Genomic DNA, 19,865 nt, shown 5'->3' on the forward strand with positions numbered 1-19,865 from the left:
TCACGGCGGGGCGGCTCCCGCGGGGAGCCTCAGCCGAGCCTCAGCCGGACCGGCCCTCGAGCAGCGCGGTCATCTCCGGCAGGTCGAAGAACGCCGCGGTCTCGCGGGCGCTGGGCCCGCCGGCGTCGGGGTCGGCGCCCGCGGCCAGCAGCGTCCGCACGCCGGCCTCGGAGCGGCGGAACACCGCCGCGGCCAGCGCCGTCTGCCCGCGGTCGTTGGCCCGGCCCGGGTCGGCGCCGCGCTCGAGCAGCGCGGCCACCGTGTCCGGGTGGTCGTGGTAGGCGGCCAGGATCAGCAGCGTGTCGCCCTTGTCGTTGGTGAGGTCCACCGGGACGCCGGCGTCGACGTAGGCGGTGAGCTCCTCGGTGTGGCCGAACCGGGCCAGGTCGAAGACCCGCGCGGCCAGCTCGACGACGCCGGGGTCGATCGGCTCGCTCACGACCGCGCCCCCGTCCCGAGGCCGTCGACGAGGGCCAGGATCCGGCGCCAGGCGTCCTGGCAGGCATCCTCCCACTCGGGCGCGGCGCGGTCGAAGAAGGAGTGCGGGGCGCCGTCGTAGACGGCGGTCTCGACGTCGGCGCCGGCGGCGCGCATCGTCTCCGCGAGCGCGAGCTGGTCCTCGACGGGGGTGGCGGCGTCGGCGCCGGCGACGATCATCAGCGTCGGGCGCGAGGCCCGCCCGGCGGCGTCGCCGACCATGGCCGGCCGGCCGTAGAAGCCCACGCAGGCGGCGACGTCGAGGTCGCCGCCGGACTGCCGCCAGGAGTGGCTGCCGCCGAAGCAGAAGCCGACGGTGACCACCGCCAGGTCGGGCCGGGTGCGCCGGCGCAGGTCGGCGACCGCGGCGGAGAGGTCGGCGTCGACCCCCTCGGGCGTGGTCTGCGGGACGTGCGCCTGCCAGTCGAAGCCGGCGTCGCGCGTGCCGCCCTCGGCCGTGCCGGCGGTGCGCCCGAAGTAGTCGACGGCGACGGCGGGCACGCCGGCCTCGGCGAAGCGCTCGGTCAGCGCGACGTAGTAGGGGTGCAGCCCGCGGATGTCCGGGAGGACCACCACGCCGGCGGGCGCGGCCGCGACGTCGGCGGGCAGCGCCCAGGCGGCGGAGACCTCCGTGCCGTCGGCCGCGGTGAGGACGGTGAGGCCGCGGTCGCCGACCTGCCCCGTGCGCGGCGGGGCGGGCGGGCGGCTGGCGGGGTCGTGGCACATGGCCCTGTGCTACCAGGCCGCGCCGGGCACCGCGCGAGGGACCCGGGTCAGACGCCGCCGGTGCGCTCGGCGGCCCCCGCCCGGCCGCCGAAGACGGCGGCGGCCACCTCGCGGCGGGCGTCGGTGAGCCACGCGTACTGCCGGTGCGCCTGGTCGATGAGCCGGTCGAGCTCGGCCCGGTCCAGCCGGTGGTCGGCCTCGGCGACGATCCGCAGCGTCTCGAAGCCGCTGCGCTTGGCGCGCACCCCGGAGGCGAGGAACTCGAACTCGACGAGGTCCGACAGCGGCGAACGGGACAGCAGCCGGCCGTTGAGCTTGGCGCGGGTGATCTTCTCCGCCAGCCAGACGCCGAGCTGCTTGTACTGCCGCACCGGGATGCCGAGCGCCCGGGCGGTGGCCAGCAGCGAGGACTTCTCCTCGCGCAGCTCGCCGAGCAGCTGGGTCAGCGGCGCCTCCCAGCGGGAGCCGCGGTGCACGCCCAGCATCCGGCCGACCAGCTCGATGCCGCCGGTGGCCGAGGCGAGGTGGTCGTTGACGTAGACGCCGAGGAGCTCGGCGTTGCGCAGTGGCTGCACGGGTTCGGACACGGGACCTCCTGCGGGGCGGGACGTCCCCATCCTCCGGGACCGGTGATCACCGCGCGCGGCGGCGTCCCTCATCCGGGCGGCCGGCCGGCGGCACGGGCGAGCAGCCGCGCGGCGGCCGGGCGCAGCTCCTGCTCCAGCTCCCAGGACCCCGCGGCCAGCCGCTGTGCGACCGCCTGCCGGGAGACGCCGAGCGCGGCGGCCGCGGCGGCCCGTGTGGCGCCGGCCGCGACCAGGTCGACGGCGGCCCAGGCCGCGGCGCTGCGGCGGGCGAGCAGGACGGCGAGCGCGGTGAGCACCGCCTGTGCGTCGGCGGCCGCCTCGGCGTCGGACCCGCGCACGGCCAGCCGGGCCGGGCGGCGCCCGGCGGCCTCCAGGGCGCGGCGCGCGGCCAGCACCACCGGGCCGTCGCCCGGACCGGCCGGCGCCGCGCCGACGCCGATCCGCCGGCCGCCCTCCCGCGCCAGCGCCGCGACGGCGTCGACCGCGGCCGGGGCGTCGACGACGGCCGCCCAGCCCTCCCCCACCGCCCGCGCGCCGGCCCCGAGGACCGCCGGGGGGCCGCCGGCGGCGGAGCCCGCGGTCAGCGGGGCGCACGCGACGGCCAGGGGCACGCGGGCAGCGTCGCCGCCGGCCGGGCCGGGTGCAAGCTCCTGGGCTTGCCCGGCGCGCCGGTCAGTCCTGCGCGAGCTCGGGTGGGAAGCCGCCGGTGGCCACCGGCCCCCAGCGCTCGATCGTGACCCGCAGCAGCGACTTGCCCTGCCGGGCCATCGCCGCGCGGTACTCGTCCCAGTCGGGGTGCTCCCCGCTGATCGACCGGAAGTACTCGACCAGCGGCTCCAGCGCCTCCGGCAGGTCCAGCACCTCGGCCCGGCCGTCCACCTGCACCCACGCGCCGTCCCAGTCGTCGGACAGGACGCAGAGGGAGACGGCGGGGTCGCGGCGGGCGTTGCGCACCTTGGCGCGCTGCGGGTAGGTGGAGACGACGACCCGGCCCTCGGCGTCGACGCCGTAGGTCACCGGGGACAGCTGCACCCCGCCCTCCCGGCGCCGGGTGAGCAGCACCGCGCGGTGCCGGGGGCGGAGGAAGTCGAGCAGCTCGGCGCGCTCGACCCGGTCGGCTCTGGCGGTCCTGGGCACGTCCCCGACGCTAGCCGCGGCCGGCGTCCCTCCCGCCGTCGGGCGGTGGGCGGCGGTGATCCGTGGTGCGATGTGACCATGAGGTTCCGCCTGTCCGGACGCCGGGACGACGCCCCCGGCGGTGGCGGCGCGTCCGCCGCCGGCGCTCCCCCGGCCGGGGACCGCGCGGCCGACGACGCCTCCGGCACCCGGCCGGTCGGCGACGAGCGGGCCACCCCGACGCTCACCGGCGAGGGCGGCCCGGGCGACCCGCGCGCGGCCGACCACGACGCGACGGCGGCCCCCGCCCCGACCTGGCAGCGCGGCGAGCGCGTCCGCTCCGCCACGCGCACCCTCGCCATCGCCTCGGCGCAGCTGCTGCTCATCAGCGCGGCGCTGGTGGTCATCGGCTGGGTCCTGGGCAAGCTGTGGGTCGTCCTCCTGCCGGTCATCCTCGGCCTGCTGTTCGCCACCGTGCTGTGGCCGCCGACCCGGTTCCTGCGCCGGCACGGCTGGCCCCCCGCCCTCGCCGCGGCGCTCGTGCTGCTGCTGTTCCTCGGGGTCATCGGCGGGCTGATCGCGGTCATCGCGCCGCAGGTGGCCGACCAGGTCACCGAGCTCGCCGACCAGTTCACCAGCGGTCTGCAGCAGATCCAGAACTGGCTGCAGGGCCCGCCGCTGAACATCGACGAGGAGCAGCTCGGCCGGTACGTCGACCAGGCGATCGACTCGGTCCAGAACAACGCGTCCAACATCGCGGGCTACGCCGCCACCGGCGCCTCCGCCGTCGGCAACGGGCTGATCAACCTGGTGCTGGCGCTCGTGCTGGCCTTCTTCTTCGTCAAGGACGGGCCGCGCTGGGTGCCGTGGCTGGCCGCGCAGACCGGGCCGAAGGCCGCGCCGCACGTGGCCGCGCTGTCGCAGAAGACCTGGACCACCCTGTCGGAGTTCATCAAGCAGCAGGCCCTGGTCGGCTTCGTCGACGCCTTCTTCATCGGCCTGGGCCTGTGGATCCTCGACGTGCCGCTGGTCGTCCCGCTGGCCGTGCTGACCTTCTTCGGCGCGTTCATCCCGATCATCGGTGCGTTCGTCGCCGGCGCGTTCGCCGTCCTGATCGCGCTGGTCGACGAGGGCCTCACGGTGGCGCTGATCGTCTTCGGGATCGTGCTGCTGGTGCAGCAGATCGAGGGCAACGTGCTGCAGCCGATCATCCAGGGCCGCGGGTTCAACCTGCACGCCGCGGTGGTCATCCTCGCCGTGACCGCCGGCGGCAGCCTGTCCGGGATCATCGGCGCCTTCCTCGGGGTGCCGGTGGCCGCGCTGATCGCCGTCGTCTACCGCTACACGCGCGACGTCCTCGACGGGCGCCATCCCGAGGTCGCCGGCGACGGCACGCGTCACCAGGTGGCCGGCGACGACGACGGCGCCGTCCTGACCCGCTCGCCCGCGGCGCCGGCCTGACCGGCCGGGAATGCGGGCCCGGTCGCCGTCGCTGATCCCTGACGACGTCCGACCAGCAGGAGGTGCCCCCGTGGCGCAGCGACCGGAGGAGCTCGTCCAGCTCACTCCCGAGGCCGACCCGTTCCTCGCCGCCGAGGAGGCGGCCGCCGGGGCCGCGCAGCGGCGCGGCCTCGTGCTCGTGCACGCCCTCGCCGGCGACTTCGACGCCGCCTCGTCCGCCCAGCTCGCCGCCTCGCACCTGCTGGCCTCGCTGCCGCACCGCACCGTCGCGCGGTTCGACGCCGACCTGCTGGTCGACTACCGCGCCCGCCGTCCGCGGATGTCGTTCAACGGCGACCACTACGAGGACTTCACCGCGCCGGAGATCGTGCTCTCGGCGCTGGAGGACGACGCCGGCGAGCCGTTCCTGCTGCTGCACGGCCCGGAGCCGGACTACCGGTGGGAGGGCTTCGTCGCCGCCGTCGCCGGGGTGGTCGAGCGGCTGGGGGTGACCTCGGTGGTGGCGCTGCAGGCCATCCCGATGCCGGTGCCGCACACCCGGCCGGTGACGGTCACCGCGCACGCCACGCGGCGGCAGCTCATCGAGTCCTACCCCGTCTACTGGGGCGAGCTGCGCGTCCCGGGCAGCGCCCCGGCGCTGCTGGAGCTGCGCCTGGGCGAGGCCGGCGTGGACGCCCTCGGCGTGGCCGCGCACGTGCCGCACTACCTGGCGCAGGCCACCTACCCGGCCGCGACGCTGACGCTGCTCGAGCACCTGGGCCGGCTCACCGGCCTGCTGCTGCCCACCGAGACGCTGCGCGAGGCCGCCCAGGAGCACCGCACCGAGGTCGACGAGCAGATCGCCCGCTCGGCCGACAACACCGCCGTCGTGGCCGCGCTCGAGCAGCAGTACGACCAGTTCGCCGCCGCCCGCGAGGGCGAGGACCTGCTCGGCGGGGGCGGCGAGGTGCCCAGCGGCGACGAGATCGGCGCGGAGTTCGAGCGCTTCCTCGCCGAGCAGGACCGCCGCGGACGAAGCGACTGACGGCGTCCCGAGTGGGCCCCGGAGGGGTCCCCGAGGAGGACTCGACCGCGGGGCTCCGCCCTCAGGGGGACGGCAGCTGGCGGCGGTGCGGTCCGCAGGACCGCGGTGTCATCGCGCGGGGCGCATCGCCCGCGTGACGCTCAGGGCCAGCGCCCCCAGTGCGCCGACGACGGCGAACACGTAGAAGCCCCACGGGAAGGCGATGCCCGCCGTCACCAGCGCCCCGGTGATCACCGGCCCGACGATCGCGCCGATCCGGCCGGCCCCGGCCGACCAGCCCAGCGCGGTGGCGCGCACGGCCGGCGGGTGGTTGGCGCTGGTGAACGCGTACACGAGCACCTGCGCCGAGAAGACGAAGCAGCCGGTGAGGAAGCACATCAGGTAGAGGCCCGCGGTGGGCAGCTCGACCGACAGCAGCGCCAGGAACAGCGCGCCGGAGGCGAACCAGATCATCCCGGCGGTGCGGGCGCCGATGCGGTCGGCGACCGTGCCGGCCACCAGCAGACCGACGATGGCGCCGACGTTGAGCACCAGCAGGAACGCCAGGGAGGAGCCGAGGTCGTAGCCGGCCTCGCGCATGATCGTCGGCAGCCAGTTGTTCAGGCCGTAGACCAGCAGCAGCCCCATGAACGAGGTCACGCCGATGGCCACGGTGTTGCGGGCGAACCCGCCGGTGAACAGCGAGCGGACGGTCGAGGCGGCGCCGGCGGTCGCGCCGGCCGACGCCGGGCCCGCGGTGCTCTCCAGCTCCAGCCCGTACCGGCGGGCCACCTCCTCGGCCTCCGCCCGCCGGCCGGCGGCCTGCAGGAAGGACGCCGACTCCGGCAGCCGCGCGACCATCAGCGGGACGAGCACCAGGGCCGGGGCCGCGCCGATGACGAACATCCACCGCCAGCCCAGCGACGGGATGACCACGATGGCCAGCGCCGCGGTGGCCACGGCACCGACGTGGTAGCCGGTCATGATCGTCGTGGTGGCCCGGCCGCTGCGCCCGGCGCGGGTGAACTCGTTGACCATGGCGATCGCCGTGGGCAGGCAGCCGCCGAGGCCCAGGCCCGCGAGGAAGCGCAGCACCCCGAAGACGACCTCGTTGGGCGCGAACGCGCACAGCAGGGTGAACAGCGAGAAGGACGCCACGGCGCCGATCAGCGCCTTGCGACGGCCGACCAGGTCGGTGAGCGTGCCGATGGTCAGCGCGCCGATCATCATGCCGACCAGGCCGATGGTGATCACCGCGGTGGCGCCGGTGCCGGTGAGGGCGAACTCCTCCGGCTCCGACAGCGTGGGGACCACGGTCCCGACGACGACCAGGTCGAAGCCGTCGAGCAGCACCGCGATCCAGCACAGCGGCGCGACCCACCCGGCGGCGCGGGCGGCGGCGCCGGGCGTCGTCGGGCGGACGGGGGTCGAGCTCATCGGTGTCCTCCACGGCGAGGCGACGGCGGTCGACCGACGGTAGGAGCGCCCCGCGCCGCGTCCCAATCGGCTCCCGCCCAGCGGAAGTCCGCCGCGCCCCGACACGACAGCGGGCCGCGCCCGGGGATCCCGGACGCGGCCCGCTGCGGTGTGCCGTGTGCTGCTCAGGCCTCGACGGTGACGTGCTCGTTGGGCACGCAGTGCGTCATCTGGTGGCCGGTGACGTCGCGCGGGCCGTTCTTGCCGAGGTTGGCGGCGCGCTGCAGCTCCTCCTCGGTGAGGGTCTGCGTCTGCAGCGGCTCCAGGCCGCGGACGTCGTCGGCGCTGATGCCCAGGCCGTCGCCGACCCGCTGGCCCCACTCGTCGTCGCACATGAAGAAGTGCCAGACCATCCGCTCCTGGATCTCGCGGCGGCACTGCGAGAGGGCGTCGACCAGGTTGGCGACCAGGTCGTCCTTCTCCCACTGCTCCGAGAGCTGGTAGCGCTCGCCGGCCTGCGCGTAGTCGTTCGTGCGCGGGATCCGCTTGCGGGTGAGCCGGCCGGTGACGACCGGGCCCTGCTCGTCGTGCGTCGGGTACTGGGCCTCCCGCAGGCCGCCGAGGATCGACGGCTCGTAGTTCACGTGCGGGTTGGTGCCCTCGGCCCGGTCCACGCCGTAGGCCATCTGGCCGTCGCGCTGGTTGGTGGCCACCCGCGCCTTCGGCGCGTTCACCGGCAGCTGCAGGTAGTTCGGGCCGACCCGGTAGCGCTGGGTGTCGGAGTAGGAGAACGTCCGGCCGACGAGCATCTTGTCGTCGGAGAAGTCCAGACCGTCGACCAGCACACCGGTACCGAACGCGATCTGCTCGTTCTCGGTGAAGTTGTCCACCGGCATCCGGTCGAGCGTCATCGTCCCGACCTTGCGGACCGGGAACAGCTCCTCGGGCCAGACCTTGGTGTCGTCGAGCGGGTCGAAGTCCAGCTCCGGGTGCTCGTCATCGCTCATGATCTGGACGTAGAGGTCCCACGACGGGTGGTCGCCGGCGGCGATGGCGTCGTGCAGGTCCTTGGTGTGGGTGCCGAGGCTCTTGGCCTGGGCGGCCGAGGCGTCCGCGGCGGTCCAGGACTTGACGCCCTGCTTCGGGTACCAGTGGTACTTGACCAGGACGGTCTCACCCTCGGCGTTGACCCACTTGTAGGTGTTCACGCCGAAGCCCTGCATGTGCCGGTAGCTGGCCGGCGTGCCCCGCGGGCTGAAGACCAGCGAGATCATGTGCATGGCCTCGGGGGTCTGGCTGAAGAAGTCGAAGGCGCGCTCGGCGACGTTGGCCTCGAAGGTGACCGGGTCCGGCTTCTGCGAGTGGATGAAGTCGGGGAACTTGATGGCGTCCCGGATGAAGAAGACACCGAGGTTGTTGCCGACGAGGTCCCAGTTGCCCTCCTCGGTGTAGAACTTCACGGCGAACCCGCGCGGGTCACGCGCGGACTCCGAGGAGTCGCGGCCGCCGGCCACGGTGGAGAACCGCAGCGCCACGTCGGTGCGCTTGCCCTTCTCCTGGAACAGCTTGGCGCGGGTGTACCGGCTGATCGGCTCGTCGCCGACGGTGCCGTCGGCCTCGAAGTAGCCGAACGCGGTGATGCCGCGCGCGTGGACGACGCGCTCGGGGATCCGCTCCCGGTCGAAGTGGCTGATCTTCTCGAGGAACTGGTAGTTCTCCAGCGTCGCCGGGCCGCGCGCGCCCACCGTCCGCTGGTTCTGGTTGTCGTAGACCGGGTGGCCCTGACGGTTGGTCAGGACCGGGCGGTCGGCCTCGCTCGGGGCCGGCCCCTGCGATGCGACGTCGGTCATGCTCCTGCCTCTCCTCGGGTGTGGTGCTGTCCGACCTCTGGACGGACTCGGACGGACGGGCCGGGGGCGGCGGCCGGGTGGCCGGCGCCCCGGCAGTCGGGGCACAGCCCCCAGAACACGACCTCGGCCTCGTCGACGACGAAGCCGGCCGTGTCCGACGGGGCCAGGCACGGTGCCGCGCCCACGGTGCAGTCGACGTCGGCGACCGCACCGCACGAGCGGCACACCAGGTGGTGGTGGTTGTCCCCCACGCGGACCTCGTACAGCGCCGGTGCCCCGGCGGGCTCGACCCGGCGGGCCAGCCCGACGGCGACCAGCGCCTTGAGGACGCCGTAGACCGCCTGCGGCGAGATCGTGGGGTGTGCCTGGCGGGCCACCGTGACCAACGTGTCCGCGTCGGCGTGCGGATGGGCGGCGAGGGCGTCGAGGACCGCGAGCCGGGGCCGGGTGACCCGCAGCCCGGCGTCGCGCAGCCGCGGCGCCCACGTCGTCTCCATCGGGTCCCACCCAACCCGCTTTTCTTTAGTCAGTCAAATCAAGGGCGCGTGTCGGGTGGGGCTCCCCGCTGGACCAGCGGTACCCGGGTGGGCAGGAACACATGCGTCAGGCGAAGACGATCGTGCGGTCGCCCTCGACGACGACGCGCTCCTCCACGTGCCAGGTCACCGCCTGCGCGAGCACCTGGCGCTCGACGTAGCGGCCGATGCGGCGCATGTCCTCGACGGTGGCGCGGTGGTCGACCCGGGCCACCTCCTGCTCGATGATCGGGCCGGCGTCGAGCTCCGGGGTGACGTAGTGCGCCGTCGCGCCGATCAGCTTCACGCCGCGGTCGTGCGCCGCCCGGTACGGGTTCGCCCCGACGAAGGCCGGCAGGAAGCTGTGGTGGATGTTGATCAGCCGCTCGGGGAAGCGGCTGCAGAAGTCCGCCGAGACGATCTGCATGTAGCGGGCGAGCACCACCAGGTCGACGTCGCCGACCAGCTCCAGCGCCCGCGCCTCGGCGTCGGCCTTGGTGTCGGGCGTCACCGGCACGTGGTGGAAGGGCACCCCGGCCGCCGCGGCCACCGGCTCGAGGTCGGGGTGGTTGGAGACGACGGCGGCGATGTCGGCGCGCAGGTCACCGGCGCGGACCCGGTAGAGCAGCTCCTGCAGCACGTGGTCGGTCTTCGACACGAACACCGCCAGCCGCGGCCGGCGCGCGGCCTCGGTCAGGCGCCAGGTCAGCTGCCACTGCGCGGCGAGCAGCTCCAGCGCGCCCTCCAGCTGCGTCCGGCGCGTGGCCAGCCCGGGCAGCACGAACTCCAGCCGCAGGGTGAACACCCCGCCGGTCGGGTCCGAGGAGTGCTGCTGCGACTCGGTGATGTTCGCGCCGACGTCGGCCAGCAGCCGGGAGAGCACCGCGACGATCCCCGGGCGGTCCGGGCAGCGGACGACCAGCCGCCCGAGATCGGAGGAGACGGGGTCGTGCGCGAGCGGGGCGGCGGACACGGTCGGAGATGGTGGCAGAAACGGCCGTTTCTGCCGCTCACCGGGGCTCAGACGGCGGGCAGGCGGGCGCGGGTGCGGGCGGCGACGTCGAACAGGTCCCCGTACTCCTCCACCCGGGCGAGCACCTCCTCGGTGCGGAAGCGCAGCTCCGCGGGGTCGGCGCCGTCGCGGACGGCGTCCACCTCGTCCCACCCGATCGGCGTGGACACCGGCGCGTCGGGGCGGGCGCGCAGCGAGTACGGGGCGACCGTCGTCTTGGCCGGGTTGTTCTGGCTCCAGTCGACGAGCACCTTTCTCGGCCGCAGCACCTTCTCCATCCGCCAGACGACGCGGTCGGGCGTCTCCGCCGACAGCTCCTGGGCCAGCGCCTTCGCGTAGCGGCTGGGGTGCTCGCGGTCGGTCACCCGGATCGGCGCGTAGACCTGCACCCCCTTGGACCCCGACGTCTTGACCACCGGGTCCAGCCCGTCGGCCACCAGCCGCACCCGCAGCCGCTCGGCGACGTCGCAGCACTCGCGGATGCCGGCGTCCGGGCCGGGGTCGAGGTCGAGCACGAGCAGGTCCGGCAGCGCCGGCTGCCGCTTGCTGCCCACCTGCCACTGCGGCACGTGCAGCTCCAGCGCGGCCAGGTTCGCCGCCCAGGCGAGGTCGGCGACGGTCTCCAGGACCACCATCTCCAGCACCTCGCGGTCCCGCGAGCTGCCGGGGCTCGGCACGGTCACCCGCCGCACCCAGTCCGGCGCGTGCCGGGCGGTGTTCTTCTCGAAGAAGGCCTGCCCCTCGACGCCGTCGGGCCAGCGGGTGAAGGTGACCGGCCGGCCGGACAGGTGCGGCAGCAGCACCGGCGCGATGCGCACGTAGTAGTCGATGACCGCGGCCTTGGTGAACGAGACCTCGGGGAAGAGCACCTTGTCGAGGTTGGACACCGACAGCTGCCGGCCCTCCACCCGCACCCGCTGGCGGTCCATCAGGCTCCCCTCAGGGGGACCACTCCACGACGACGTCGTCGACGTCGAGGTCCTCGCGCAGCCCCCGCCACGCAGGGTGGCGCATCCGGCCGTCCGCGGTCCACGCGGCGAAGGCGACCTCGCCGACCAGGTCCGGCTCGGCCCAGCGCGCGTCGCGGGCCACGTCGCGCGGGACGGCGCCGGCGAACGGCGCGCTGCGGCGCGGGGTGAGCAGCCCGCCCAGCTCGCGCAGCACCGCGTCGGTGAACCCGGTGCCGACGTGCCCGGCGTAGACCAGGCGGCCGTCGTCGTCGTGGACGCCGACCAGCAGCGACCCCACTCCCCCGGCCCGCCGCCCCTTGCCCGGCCGCCAGCCGCCGACGACGACGCTCTGCGTGCGGACGTGCTTGACCTTGCGCCACTCCGGCGAGCGCGCGCCCGGCCGGTACGGCGAGTCCAGCCGCTTGGCGACCACGCCCTCCAGCCCGTTGTCCCGGCTGGCCGCGTGCACGCCGGCGCCGCCGCCGCGGAACCACGGGGTCGCCGCCCAGCGGTGCCCCTGCGGGGCGAGCGCGTCCAGGCGCTCGCGCCGCTGCGCGTAGGGCACGTCGAGCAGGCTGCGGCCGCGCTCGGCGAGCAGGTCGAACACCAGGTAGGTGACCGGCACCGCGGCCGCGAGCCGGGCGACCTCCGGCCCGCCGGTGCGGTGCATGCGGTTCTGCAGCAGCCCGAAGTCCGGGTGGCCCAGCCGGTCGAGGGCCACCACCTCGCCGTCCAGGACGGCCTCGACGCCGGCCAGGGTGCCCGGTAAGCGGCTGAGTTCGGGATAACGGGCGGTCAGGAGGGTGCCGCTGCGCGCCCACAGGTCCACCCGGCCGTCGCGGACCGCCGCGAGCGCCCGCACACCGTCCCACTTGAACTCGTAGCCCCACGCGGCGTCGTCGGCCGGCAACTCGCCGGCGACGGCGAGCATCGGCGCCGGCACCGGCGGCCCGGGCAGGGCGGGACGGACCATCCGGGCGGGTCAGGCGCTGCGGCGGGACGCGCGCTTGGCCGGCTCCTTCTTGGCGGCCGTGACCTTGCGCGCGCGGGCCGGGCGGGCCGGCGCCTCCTCAGCGGTCGCCTTCCCCGCGGGCGCCTTCTTCGCCGCGGCCTTCTTGGCGGGCTTGCGCGCCGGCGCCGCCTCCGCGGGCGCCTCGTCGTCGGCGGCGCCGCCGCGGGCCCGCTCGACGCTGCGCCGCAGCGCGCTCATGAGGTCGACGACGGCCGCGCCCGGGTCGGCGGTCTCCGGCACCGGCTGCACGTCGCCGCCGGTCTGCTTGGCCTCCAGCAGCGCGGTCATCGCCTCGCGGTAGTCGTCGGTGAACTCGGCCGGGTCGAAGTCGCCGGCCATCGAGGTGATCAGCGCCTCGGCCATCTGCAGCTCCTGCGGCCGGACCGAGACGTCCTCGTCGAGGAAGCCGAAGTCGGGACGGCGGATCTCGTCGGGCCAGCGCATGGTGTGCAGCACCAGCACGCCGTCGCGGACCCGCATGGCGGCCAGCGACTCCCGCTGCCGCAGCGCGATCTTGGTGATCGCGACCCGGCCGGTGTTCTCCAGCGCGTCGCGCAGCAGCACGTAGGGGCGGGTGGCCGGGCCGTCGGGCTCCAGGTAGTAGGTCTTCTCGAACTGGATCGGGTCGATGTCCGCCTGGTCGACGAACTGCAGGACCTCGATCTCGCGCCGGGTGGCCAGCGGCAGCTCGGCGAGGTCGTCGTCGGTGAGGATCACCAGCTGGCCGTCGGACAGCTCGTAGCCCTTGGCGATGTCGCCGTACTCGACCTCCTCGCCGTCGATCGAGCAGATCCGCTTGTACCTGACCCGCCCGCCGTCGACGGCGTGCACCTGGTGGAAGCGGACGTCCCTGTCCTCGGTCGCGGTGTAGAGCTTCACCCCGATGCTGACCAGGCCGAACGAGACCGCGCCGCGCCAGATCGAGCGCATGTCACTCCCCTTCCCGGGCTCCGCGACCGTCGGGCGGCGCGGCCCGCAGGATAGGTGCGGGCCGGCGCCCCGGCAGTGCGGTCGCTGGTGATCTCCTCCGCCCGGGGGAAGCGGGCGCTCCTCTCGCTCCTGTCGTGCTCAGTCCTGTTCTGCGTGCCGGCCGGACGTGTCGTCCTGACTGCCATCGTCCTCCGGGCCGCCGCCGGTGACACTGCTCTGCAGCGCGTCGTAGGCGAACTGGAGGACGTCGGAGCCGGCCACCATCGTCATGGTCAGCGCGGCCAGCCGGGTGGCCCGCGGCGCGGCGACGTAGGAGAAGACGAACGCGGTGCCCACCCACTGCGCCAGGCAGAACGGGCAGGTGACCAGCTCGCCGACGGCGTGCTTCCAGCCGTGCTCGACCCGCAGGTCCTCGGCGAGCTCCGCCTCGCCCGACGCGCCCTGGAACCGGGCGAACGGCGCGCGCAGCGGGCTGGTGACCGGGTCCTTCGCGATCCGCCGGGCCAGCCGGAAGGTGCCGACGGTGAGCAGCACGGCGTCGCCGAGCGGGATCCTGCTGGGCAGCTCCCGGCCGGAGGCGCGGACCACCGCCGCGCCGGCGGTCACCGCGGCGCTGTACACGCCCATCGCGCCGAGGAACCCGCCGAGGGGCCGACCCTCGTCGCCGGCGTAGCCGCGCGCCTGCTCGTTCGCCCAGCGGCGCACCGGTTGCACGGTGCGCGCCACCTCGTCGGGGATCGCCATGCGGCTCCCGCTACCCCTGCGGCCGGTGCGCCATGCCGTCCGGCCCGGCCGGTCGCGTCACGTCCCGCCGCCGCATGGCTTCCCGGGAGGCGGGTAGGCGGGAGGGCAGTCCGCCGCCGGGGGCACCGTCCGGCGGCCCGAGAGAGAGGAACGCCCGATGACCCAGCCGGAGCCGAACGACAGCGGGGCGGTCCACTCCGCGCAGAACGACGCCGAGTTCCCCGACGACGAGCGGGGCCTGACCGGCGTGCGCGAGGGCGGCGCGCCGGGCTCCCAGGGGCAGACCGCCCGCGACGTCTTCCCCGAGGACCAGGGTGTGCCGGACGTCTCGCAGGACGACTTCCCCACGATGCAGCGCTCCGAGGACCCGCAGTTCGCCCCCGAGCCGGGTGACCGGGAGGACGAGCCGGTCGGGTTCGGGACGACGGCGCGCGAGCAGCAGGAGGGCGAGTCGCTGACCGCACGCCTGGAGGAGGAGGTCCCCGACGACGACCCCGGCGTGCGCCCCGCCGAGGACCCGTCGCGCGCGTTCGCGCAGCTGGACCAGGACCAGGACACCGACGCGCTCAGCGACTCGGGCACCAACCGCACCGGGGACGACGTCGAGGCCTTCGCCGACGCCCCGGTGGCCGGGGAGGGCCCGGAGGAGTCGGCGATGCACGTCGTCGAGAACACCTGACGCCACTCTCCAGCACCGTTCCGTCACCGGCCCGGGTGAGCGCCGCCACGCGCACACCCGGGCTGGTTGGCGGACGGCCACCGGGTTGTCTACGTTGTAAATGCGGTTGAGCAGGCAGCCGCGCTCGCCGGTCGGCCGACCGCCTCCGGCGTTCTCACTGCGACGCCGGCCTGCCCGGGGGCCACGACACCTCCGGGTCGCACGGCGGTAGATTGACCGGTGGCCGCACCGCTCGGCGTGGCCACTGAGAGGAGCTGCGTCCGTGACCGCATCCGACCTGCCCGCCGGGGGGCAGCACGACGTGTCCACCGAGGGCACGGAGGCACCCTTCGACGACGTGATCACGCTCTCGACCTCCACCAGCGAGGACGGCGCGGTCACGGTGACGGTCGTCGGCGAGGTCGACACCTTCACCGCCCCGGTGCTGCGCTCCTCGCTGGACACCCAGCTCGAGCAGCAGCCCCGTGAGCTGGTCATCGACCTGTCGGGGGTCCAGTTCCTGGGCTCCGCCGGCCTGGCCGTGCTCGTCGAGACCCAGAAGTCGGCGAAGTCCCGGGACGTCGAGCTGCGCCTGGTCGCCACCACCCGGGCGGTCACCCGCCCGCTGGAGGTCACCGGCCTGATCGACCTGTTCACCATCGTGGACAGCAGCGCCCGCTGACCCCTCCGCACCACCCGCGACGAGGCCCCGCTCCGGCGGGGCCTCGTCGGCTTCCGGAGCCGGTCAGGCGGAGAGCAGGCGACAGACCGCCTGCTCGAGCACCTTCTGCACCTCGCGGTCGTCGTCGGCGCCGGCCAGGTCGGCCAGCGCGTCGGCCACCGTCTCCCCGTTCTCGTAGCGGTCCACCACCCGCGGGTCCACGTAGCTGGCCTTGCACACCGCGGGGGTGTTGCCGAGGTGCTCGGAGACCCGCACGTACGCCTCGCGGATCGTCCGGTTCCGCGCCGTCCGGGTCCTCGGCGGCGGCTGCTCGGCCAGCGCGGCGGCCATCATCACCGTGGCGTTCCAGGTCCGGAAGTCCTTGGCGGTGATCTCCGCGCCGCTGACCTCCTTGAGGTAGGCGTTGATCTCGTCGCTGGTCACGTCGTGCCAGGTGCCGTCGTCCAGCTGATACGCCAGCAGCTCCTCGCCGGCGTCGTCGGGGCGCTCCAGCAGGTGCCGGACGACGGTCGCCGTCGGCCGGTCGGTGATCTCCACCTCCCGCTCGATGCCGCCCTTCGCGGTGTACCGGAAGAACGTCCGCTCCCCGCGCACGGTCACGTGCTCGCGGCGCAGCGTGGCCAGGCCGTAGGTGCCGTTCTCCTCGGCGTACTCCTCGCTGCCGATGCGGAAGGTCCCGAGGTCCAGCAGCCGCAGCGCGCAGGCGAGCACCCGCTCCCGGTTGGGCCCGCGGGTGCGCAGCGCGTCGGCCACCCGGTCGCGGACCTCGGGCAGCTCCGAGGCGATGGCCAGCACCCGCTCGTGCTTCTCCGCGTCCCGTCGCGCCCGCCAGGCGTCGTGGTAGCGGTACTGGCGGCGGCCGGCCGCGTCGAGCCCGGTGGCCTGGATGTGGCCGTTGGGCCACGGACAGATCCACACGTCCTTCCAGGCCGGCGGGATCGCGATGGACCGGATCCGGTCCAGCCGGTCCGCGTCCCGGATCAGCTGCCCGGTCTCGTCGCGGTAGGAGAAGCCGCGACCGGCCCGGCGCCGGGTCCAGCCGGGCCCGTGCACGTTGCTGCGCCGGAGTCTCACGCTCCGTTGATGGGCACCGCGCCGGTCCCGTAAACGGACCGGCCCGGGTCAGCGCAGCTCGACCAGCCGCTGCAGGCCGCTCACCTCGAGGATGTGCCGGGTGACGCCGCCGTCGGGCGCGTGCACGACCAGCCGCCACCCCTCGGCCTCGGCGATCGCGGCGACCGCGAGCACCACGCGCACCGCCGCGCTGCTGAACAGCGTGACCGCGGTGAGGTCCAGCTGCACCCGGACGGTGCCGCCGTGGCTGGCCTCGAGCAGCCGGATGCGCAGCTGCTCGGCGCTGACCATGTCGACGTCGCCGGCGGCACGCACCACCGGGTCGGCGCCCTCCCGGTCGACGACGACGGTCGCGCCGGTGCCGCCCACCGGGTGCTCGGGCTCCTCGTCGGGCGTCTGGCGCAGCCGGGTGCGCAGCGTGACCGTCGTGCCGTGCTCGCCGCGCACGACCATCCCGTCGACCAGCTGACGCATGATCAGCAGCCCGCGGCCGCGGTCGCCGGGGTCGCGGTCCGGGGGGCGCCAGGTGCCCTCGTCGTGCACGGTCACGGTGAGCACGCCGTCGACGTCGACCGCGGCGGTGACCTGCATGGGGCCGGGCTCGGTGCCGCGGTAGGCGTGCTCGGCCGCGTTGGCGCAGGCCTCCCCCACCGCGACCATGACGCCCACCCGGTCCTGCTCGCCCATGCCGAGCGCGGTCAGCCAGGCGCTCAGCCGGCGGCGCACGGCGGGCAGCGACGCGGGCACCGCGAGCAGGTCCAGCCGCAGCGCCTCCACCGACCGCGCGCGGCGGTGCGCCACGAGGACGGCGACGTCGTCGGGGCGGCCGTCGGCGGTGAGCACCCCGCCGGCGATGGTGGCGGCCAACCCGGCCATCGCGTCGCCGTCGAGGGTCGCGGGGTCGGTCAGCGCCGCCCGGGCGACCTCGGTGAGCCGGTCGAGCCCCGCGGCGGGCGGCGGGCCGGCCGCGGCGACCGCGCCGTCGGAGTACAGGACCAGGGTGGCGCCGCGCTCCAGCCGGGCCGAGGCGACCGGCGTCGCCGCGCCGCGCACCGTGCCCAGCGGCGGCCGCGGGTCGACCGCCAGGCGGGTCGTGCGCCCGTCGGCCTCGACCAGCAGCGGCGGCGGGTGCCCGGCGGCGGCGTAGGTCAGCGCGCCGGTGGCCGCGTCGAGGACGGCGTAGAACACCGAGGCGCCCTGGACGTCGTCCATCTGGGTGGCGAAGTCGTCGAGGGCGGCGAGCACCGCGGCGGGGGCGGGGTCGCGCAGCGCGCTGGAGCGCATCGCCCCGCGCAGCCGGCTCATCGCGGCGGCGGCCGGCACCCCGGAGCCGACGGCGTCGCCGATGACCAGCGCCAGCCGGCCGTGGCCCAGCGGCACGGCGTCGTACCAGTCGCCGCCCGCGACGCGGTCGGAGCTGGCCGGGTGGTAGCTGCCCGACAGCCGCACGTCGGGCAGCAGCGGCAGGGAGGGCGGCAGCAGCGAGTGCTGCACCTCCCCCACGACGTCCCCGGGCACCCCGTCCCGGGAGTCTCCGGGCTCCTCGCTGCTCTCGACGACGAGGACCGCACCCGGGTCGGCGCCGGCGGCCAGCGGCCGCACGGCCACGGTCACCTCCGGGCCGTCGCCGGCCAGGACGCCGGAGAGGGTGACCGGCCGGCCGGTGCGCAGGACGTCGGCGACGACGTCGGCCACCGAGCGGTCGCCGACGACGGGCAGGTCGTGCGGGGTGGGCCCCAGCATGCGCGCGCGGGCGTTGGCCCACAGGGTCCGCGGGTCGGGGCCGGCGACGAACCACAGGGCCGAGGGCACGTCCTCCAGAGCGGCCACCAGCGCCGCCGGGCCCACGTCCTCGGCGGGACGGGGCCCCGGCGGCAGACTGCCCTGGCTGGTGCTCATCCGGGGACCAACAGACCACAGGGCCGGTGCCCCGGCAACCGCGCGCGACGCCGTCGGCACACCGTGTTTGCCGACGCGCCGGGGACGGGTAGACGGTCCTGCTGGGACACGGCCCGGTCGCCTCCCGCCCCCCGCCCCCCGCGCACCGCGGACCCGCGAGCGGGGCAGGATGGAGGCCGGGTGCCGCGACCCCGGACACCTGCGTGGAGACCGGTCGCGGCCGGACGGACTGACGAGGAGCGGACGACGGATGGCGGACTCGAGGGGTGCCCTCGCCCAGGACGGGCGGCGCGCGGAACGGCTGGAGCTGCGCGTGCCGACCACGCCGACCCAGCTCCCCGCGGTGCGGGCGATGGCCGGTGACCTGGCCATCCGCATGGACTACGACCTGGACTCGGTGGAGGACCTGCGGCTGGCGGTCGACGAGGCCTGCGCGACGCTCGCGGCGATCGCGCTCGGCGACGCGCCCCTGACGGTCGTCTTCGAGACCACCCGGGCCGGCCTGCACATCGACGCGTGGGTGCCGACCGCCGAGGGGACCGACGTCCCCCGCGACGGCTTCGGCTGGGCGGTGCTGCAGACGCTGGCCGACAACGTCGAGGGCCGGCCCGCCTCCCAGCGGGAGGTGCCGGCCGGTGACGGCGGTGGGGGCGCGGTGGCGGTCATCTCCATGGACAAGTACCTGCCCGGGCAGCGGCCGGCGCAGCTGGTCGGCTCGGCGGGCAGCGACGACTCGGTGGCCCCGTGACGCCGGCGACCGCCGGTCCCCGGGCCCCCGTCGAGGAGGACGCCCTGCACGACGACCCGTCGGTGGACGCCCCCGACCCGGCCGACCGGGCGGAGGCCGAGGACACCGGGGCCGAGGACGTCCAGGACACCGAGGACGCCGACACCGAGGACGCCGACACCGAGGACGCCGACACCGAGGACGCCGGGCCCGGGACCGGCCGGGGCGCCGGCGCCCGCGAGGGCGACAGCGCGCCGGTGTCGGACAACCGGCGGCGCGCCGAGCGGACCGCGCCGCTGTTCGCCGAGCTGGCCACGCTGGAGAAGGACGACCCGCGGCGGGAGCGGCTGCGCGAGATCCTGGTCGAGGAGCACCTGCCCCTCGTCCGGCACTTCGCCCGCCGGTTCAGCAACCGCGGCGAGCCCTTCGACGACCTGCTGCAGGTCGGCACGCTGGGCCTGATCGCGGCGATCGACCGGTTCGACCCGACCCGCGGGGTGGAGTTCCTCTCCTTCGCCGTCCCCACCATCACCGGGGAGATCAAGCGGCACTTCCGCGACCAGGGCTGGTCGGTGCGGGTGCCGCGGCGGCTGCAGGAGCTCCACCTGTCGCTGAACTCCGCCGTCGGCGAGCTGGCGCAGAAGAACGGCCGCGCGCCGACGCCGTCGGAGCTGGCCGAGCACCTGGGCATCCCGCGCGAGGAGGTCCTCGAGGGCCTGGCGGTGGCCAACGCCTACCGCAGCAGCTCGCTGGACGAGCGGCTCTCCGGCGAGGACGACTCCCCCACGCTGGCGGCCACCCTCGGCGAGGAGGACGCGGCGCTGGAGGGCGTCGAGTACCGCGAGTCGCTGCAACCGCTGCTGGCCACCATCCCGGCCCGCGAGCGCCGCATCCTCATCCTGCGGTTCTTCGGGAACATGACCCAGTCGCAGATCGCCGCCGACATCGGCATCTCCCAGATGCACGTGTCCCGGCTGCTGAGCCAGACCCTCGCCAAGCTCCGCGAGGGACTGCTCAAGGACTAGC

21 protein-coding genes are annotated in these 19,865 nt (G+C 75.3%); 6 read left to right on the plus strand and 15 right to left on the minus strand.

Annotated features, from left to right (window positions below):
- Window positions 1–40: 40 nt before the first annotated feature.
- The 5 genes from ACI796_RS20110 to ACI796_RS20130 all read right to left on the minus strand — a co-directional run bounded on the left by ACI796_RS20110 (window position 41) and on the right by ACI796_RS20130 (window position 2,927).
- Entirely contained in the window at window positions 41–439 is a 399-nt protein-coding gene (locus ACI796_RS20110; RefSeq protein ID WP_456942989.1) for an ankyrin repeat domain-containing protein, read from the minus strand.
- Window positions 436–1,203 (minus strand): dienelactone hydrolase family protein, encoded by a 768-nt coding sequence (locus ACI796_RS20115; protein ID WP_456942990.1) that lies wholly within the window; start codon window positions 1,201–1,203, stop codon window positions 436–438. The genes ACI796_RS20110 and ACI796_RS20115 overlap by 4 nt, the downstream gene beginning before the upstream one ends.
- A 47-nt stretch (window positions 1,204–1,250) precedes the next feature.
- Window positions 1,251–1,790, minus strand: a complete 540-nt coding sequence (locus ACI796_RS20120) for a hypothetical protein (protein WP_456942991.1) — start codon at window positions 1,788–1,790, stop codon at window positions 1,251–1,253.
- Between the two features lie 68 nt (window positions 1,791–1,858).
- Window positions 1,859–2,401 carry a hypothetical protein gene (locus ACI796_RS20125; protein WP_456942992.1) on the minus strand — a complete coding sequence of 181 codons (543 nt, stop codon included), beginning with the start codon at window positions 2,399–2,401 and terminating at the stop codon, window positions 1,859–1,861.
- 61 nt (window positions 2,402–2,462) lie between these two features.
- Complete coding sequence (locus tag ACI796_RS20130; RefSeq protein ID WP_387989820.1) at window positions 2,463–2,927, minus strand: PPOX class F420-dependent oxidoreductase; 465 nt, start codon at window positions 2,925–2,927, stop codon at window positions 2,463–2,465.
- Window positions 2,928–3,005: 78 nt separating this feature from the next.
- Here ACI796_RS20130 and ACI796_RS20135 point away from each other — a divergent pair, with 78 nt between their 5' ends.
- Both ACI796_RS20135 and ACI796_RS20140 read left to right on the plus strand, forming a co-directional pair.
- Window positions 3,006–4,367 (plus strand): AI-2E family transporter, encoded by a 1,362-nt coding sequence (locus tag ACI796_RS20135; protein ID WP_456942993.1) that lies wholly within the window; start codon window positions 3,006–3,008, stop codon window positions 4,365–4,367.
- Between the two features lie 70 nt (window positions 4,368–4,437).
- On the plus strand, window positions 4,438–5,391 hold the full coding sequence (locus ACI796_RS20140) for a proteasome assembly chaperone family protein (RefSeq protein WP_456942994.1): 954 nt from the start codon (window positions 4,438–4,440) through the stop codon (window positions 5,389–5,391).
- Between the two features lie 108 nt (window positions 5,392–5,499).
- Here ACI796_RS20140 and ACI796_RS20145 read toward each other — a convergent pair whose 3' ends face one another.
- The 8 genes from ACI796_RS20145 to ACI796_RS20180 form a co-directional block, all read right to left on the minus strand.
- Window positions 5,500–6,807 carry an MFS transporter gene (locus ACI796_RS20145; RefSeq protein WP_456942995.1) on the minus strand — a complete coding sequence of 436 codons (1,308 nt, stop codon included), beginning with the start codon at window positions 6,805–6,807 and terminating at the stop codon, window positions 5,500–5,502.
- Window positions 6,808–6,971: 164 nt separating this feature from the next.
- Window positions 6,972–8,636, minus strand: a complete 1,665-nt coding sequence (locus ACI796_RS20150; protein ID WP_456942996.1) for a catalase — start codon at window positions 8,634–8,636, stop codon at window positions 6,972–6,974.
- Window positions 8,633–9,133, minus strand: a complete 501-nt coding sequence (locus tag ACI796_RS20155) for a Fur family transcriptional regulator (protein WP_456942997.1) — start codon at window positions 9,131–9,133, stop codon at window positions 8,633–8,635. The genes ACI796_RS20150 and ACI796_RS20155 overlap by 4 nt, the downstream gene beginning before the upstream one ends.
- Window positions 9,134–9,239: 106 nt before the next feature.
- Entirely contained in the window at window positions 9,240–10,124 is an 885-nt protein-coding gene (gene purU, locus ACI796_RS20160; RefSeq protein ID WP_456942998.1) for a formyltetrahydrofolate deformylase, read from the minus strand.
- Window positions 10,125–10,171: 47 nt separating this feature from the next.
- Window positions 10,172–11,092, minus strand: coding sequence for a non-homologous end-joining DNA ligase (ligD, locus tag ACI796_RS20165; protein WP_456942999.1), 921 nt, complete (start codon window positions 11,090–11,092; stop codon window positions 10,172–10,174).
- Between the two features lie 10 nt (window positions 11,093–11,102).
- Entirely contained in the window at window positions 11,103–12,086 is a 984-nt protein-coding gene (ligD, locus tag ACI796_RS20170; RefSeq protein WP_456943000.1) for a non-homologous end-joining DNA ligase, read from the minus strand.
- Between the two features lie 9 nt (window positions 12,087–12,095).
- Window positions 12,096–13,055 carry a non-homologous end joining protein Ku gene (ku, locus tag ACI796_RS20175; RefSeq protein WP_456943001.1) on the minus strand — a complete coding sequence of 320 codons (960 nt, stop codon included), beginning with the start codon at window positions 13,053–13,055 and terminating at the stop codon, window positions 12,096–12,098.
- Window positions 13,056–13,193: 138 nt separating this feature from the next.
- Complete coding sequence (locus ACI796_RS20180) at window positions 13,194–13,799, minus strand: DUF1360 domain-containing protein (protein ID WP_456943002.1); 606 nt, start codon at window positions 13,797–13,799, stop codon at window positions 13,194–13,196.
- Window positions 13,800–13,956: 157 nt separating this feature from the next.
- Here ACI796_RS20180 and ACI796_RS20185 point away from each other — a divergent pair, with 157 nt between their 5' ends.
- Entirely contained in the window at window positions 13,957–14,478 is a 522-nt protein-coding gene (locus ACI796_RS20185) for a hypothetical protein (protein ID WP_456943003.1), read from the plus strand.
- A 262-nt stretch (window positions 14,479–14,740) separates the two neighbouring features.
- Window positions 14,741–15,139 carry an STAS domain-containing protein gene (locus tag ACI796_RS20190; protein WP_387989785.1) on the plus strand — a complete coding sequence of 133 codons (399 nt, stop codon included), beginning with the start codon at window positions 14,741–14,743 and terminating at the stop codon, window positions 15,137–15,139.
- 63 nt (window positions 15,140–15,202) lie between these two features.
- On the opposite strand, the gene ACI796_RS20195 is transcribed toward ACI796_RS20190, so the two are convergent.
- Together ACI796_RS20195 and ACI796_RS20200 are read right to left on the minus strand one after the other, a co-directional pair.
- Complete coding sequence (locus ACI796_RS20195) at window positions 15,203–16,213, minus strand: DNA topoisomerase IB (RefSeq protein WP_456943004.1); 1,011 nt, start codon at window positions 16,211–16,213, stop codon at window positions 15,203–15,205.
- A gap of 48 nt (window positions 16,214–16,261) precedes the next feature.
- Window positions 16,262–18,112 carry a SpoIIE family protein phosphatase gene (locus ACI796_RS20200; RefSeq protein ID WP_456943005.1) on the minus strand — a complete coding sequence of 617 codons (1,851 nt, stop codon included), beginning with the start codon at window positions 18,110–18,112 and terminating at the stop codon, window positions 16,262–16,264.
- 250 nt (window positions 18,113–18,362) lie between these two features.
- Between ACI796_RS20200 and ACI796_RS20205 the strand changes: the two genes are divergently transcribed.
- Both ACI796_RS20205 and ACI796_RS20210 read left to right on the plus strand, forming a co-directional pair.
- The gene (locus tag ACI796_RS20205; protein WP_456943006.1) at window positions 18,363–18,860 is read left to right on the plus strand and encodes an ATP-binding protein; all 498 of its coding nucleotides are present in this window, start codon (window positions 18,363–18,365) and stop codon (window positions 18,858–18,860) included.
- Entirely contained in the window at window positions 18,857–19,864 is a 1,008-nt protein-coding gene (locus ACI796_RS20210; RefSeq protein ID WP_456943007.1) for a SigB/SigF/SigG family RNA polymerase sigma factor, read from the plus strand. The genes ACI796_RS20205 and ACI796_RS20210 overlap by 4 nt, the downstream gene beginning before the upstream one ends.
- Window position 19,865 lies beyond the last annotated feature (1 nt).

Source organism: Geodermatophilus sp. SYSU D00525 (assembly GCF_054050475.1).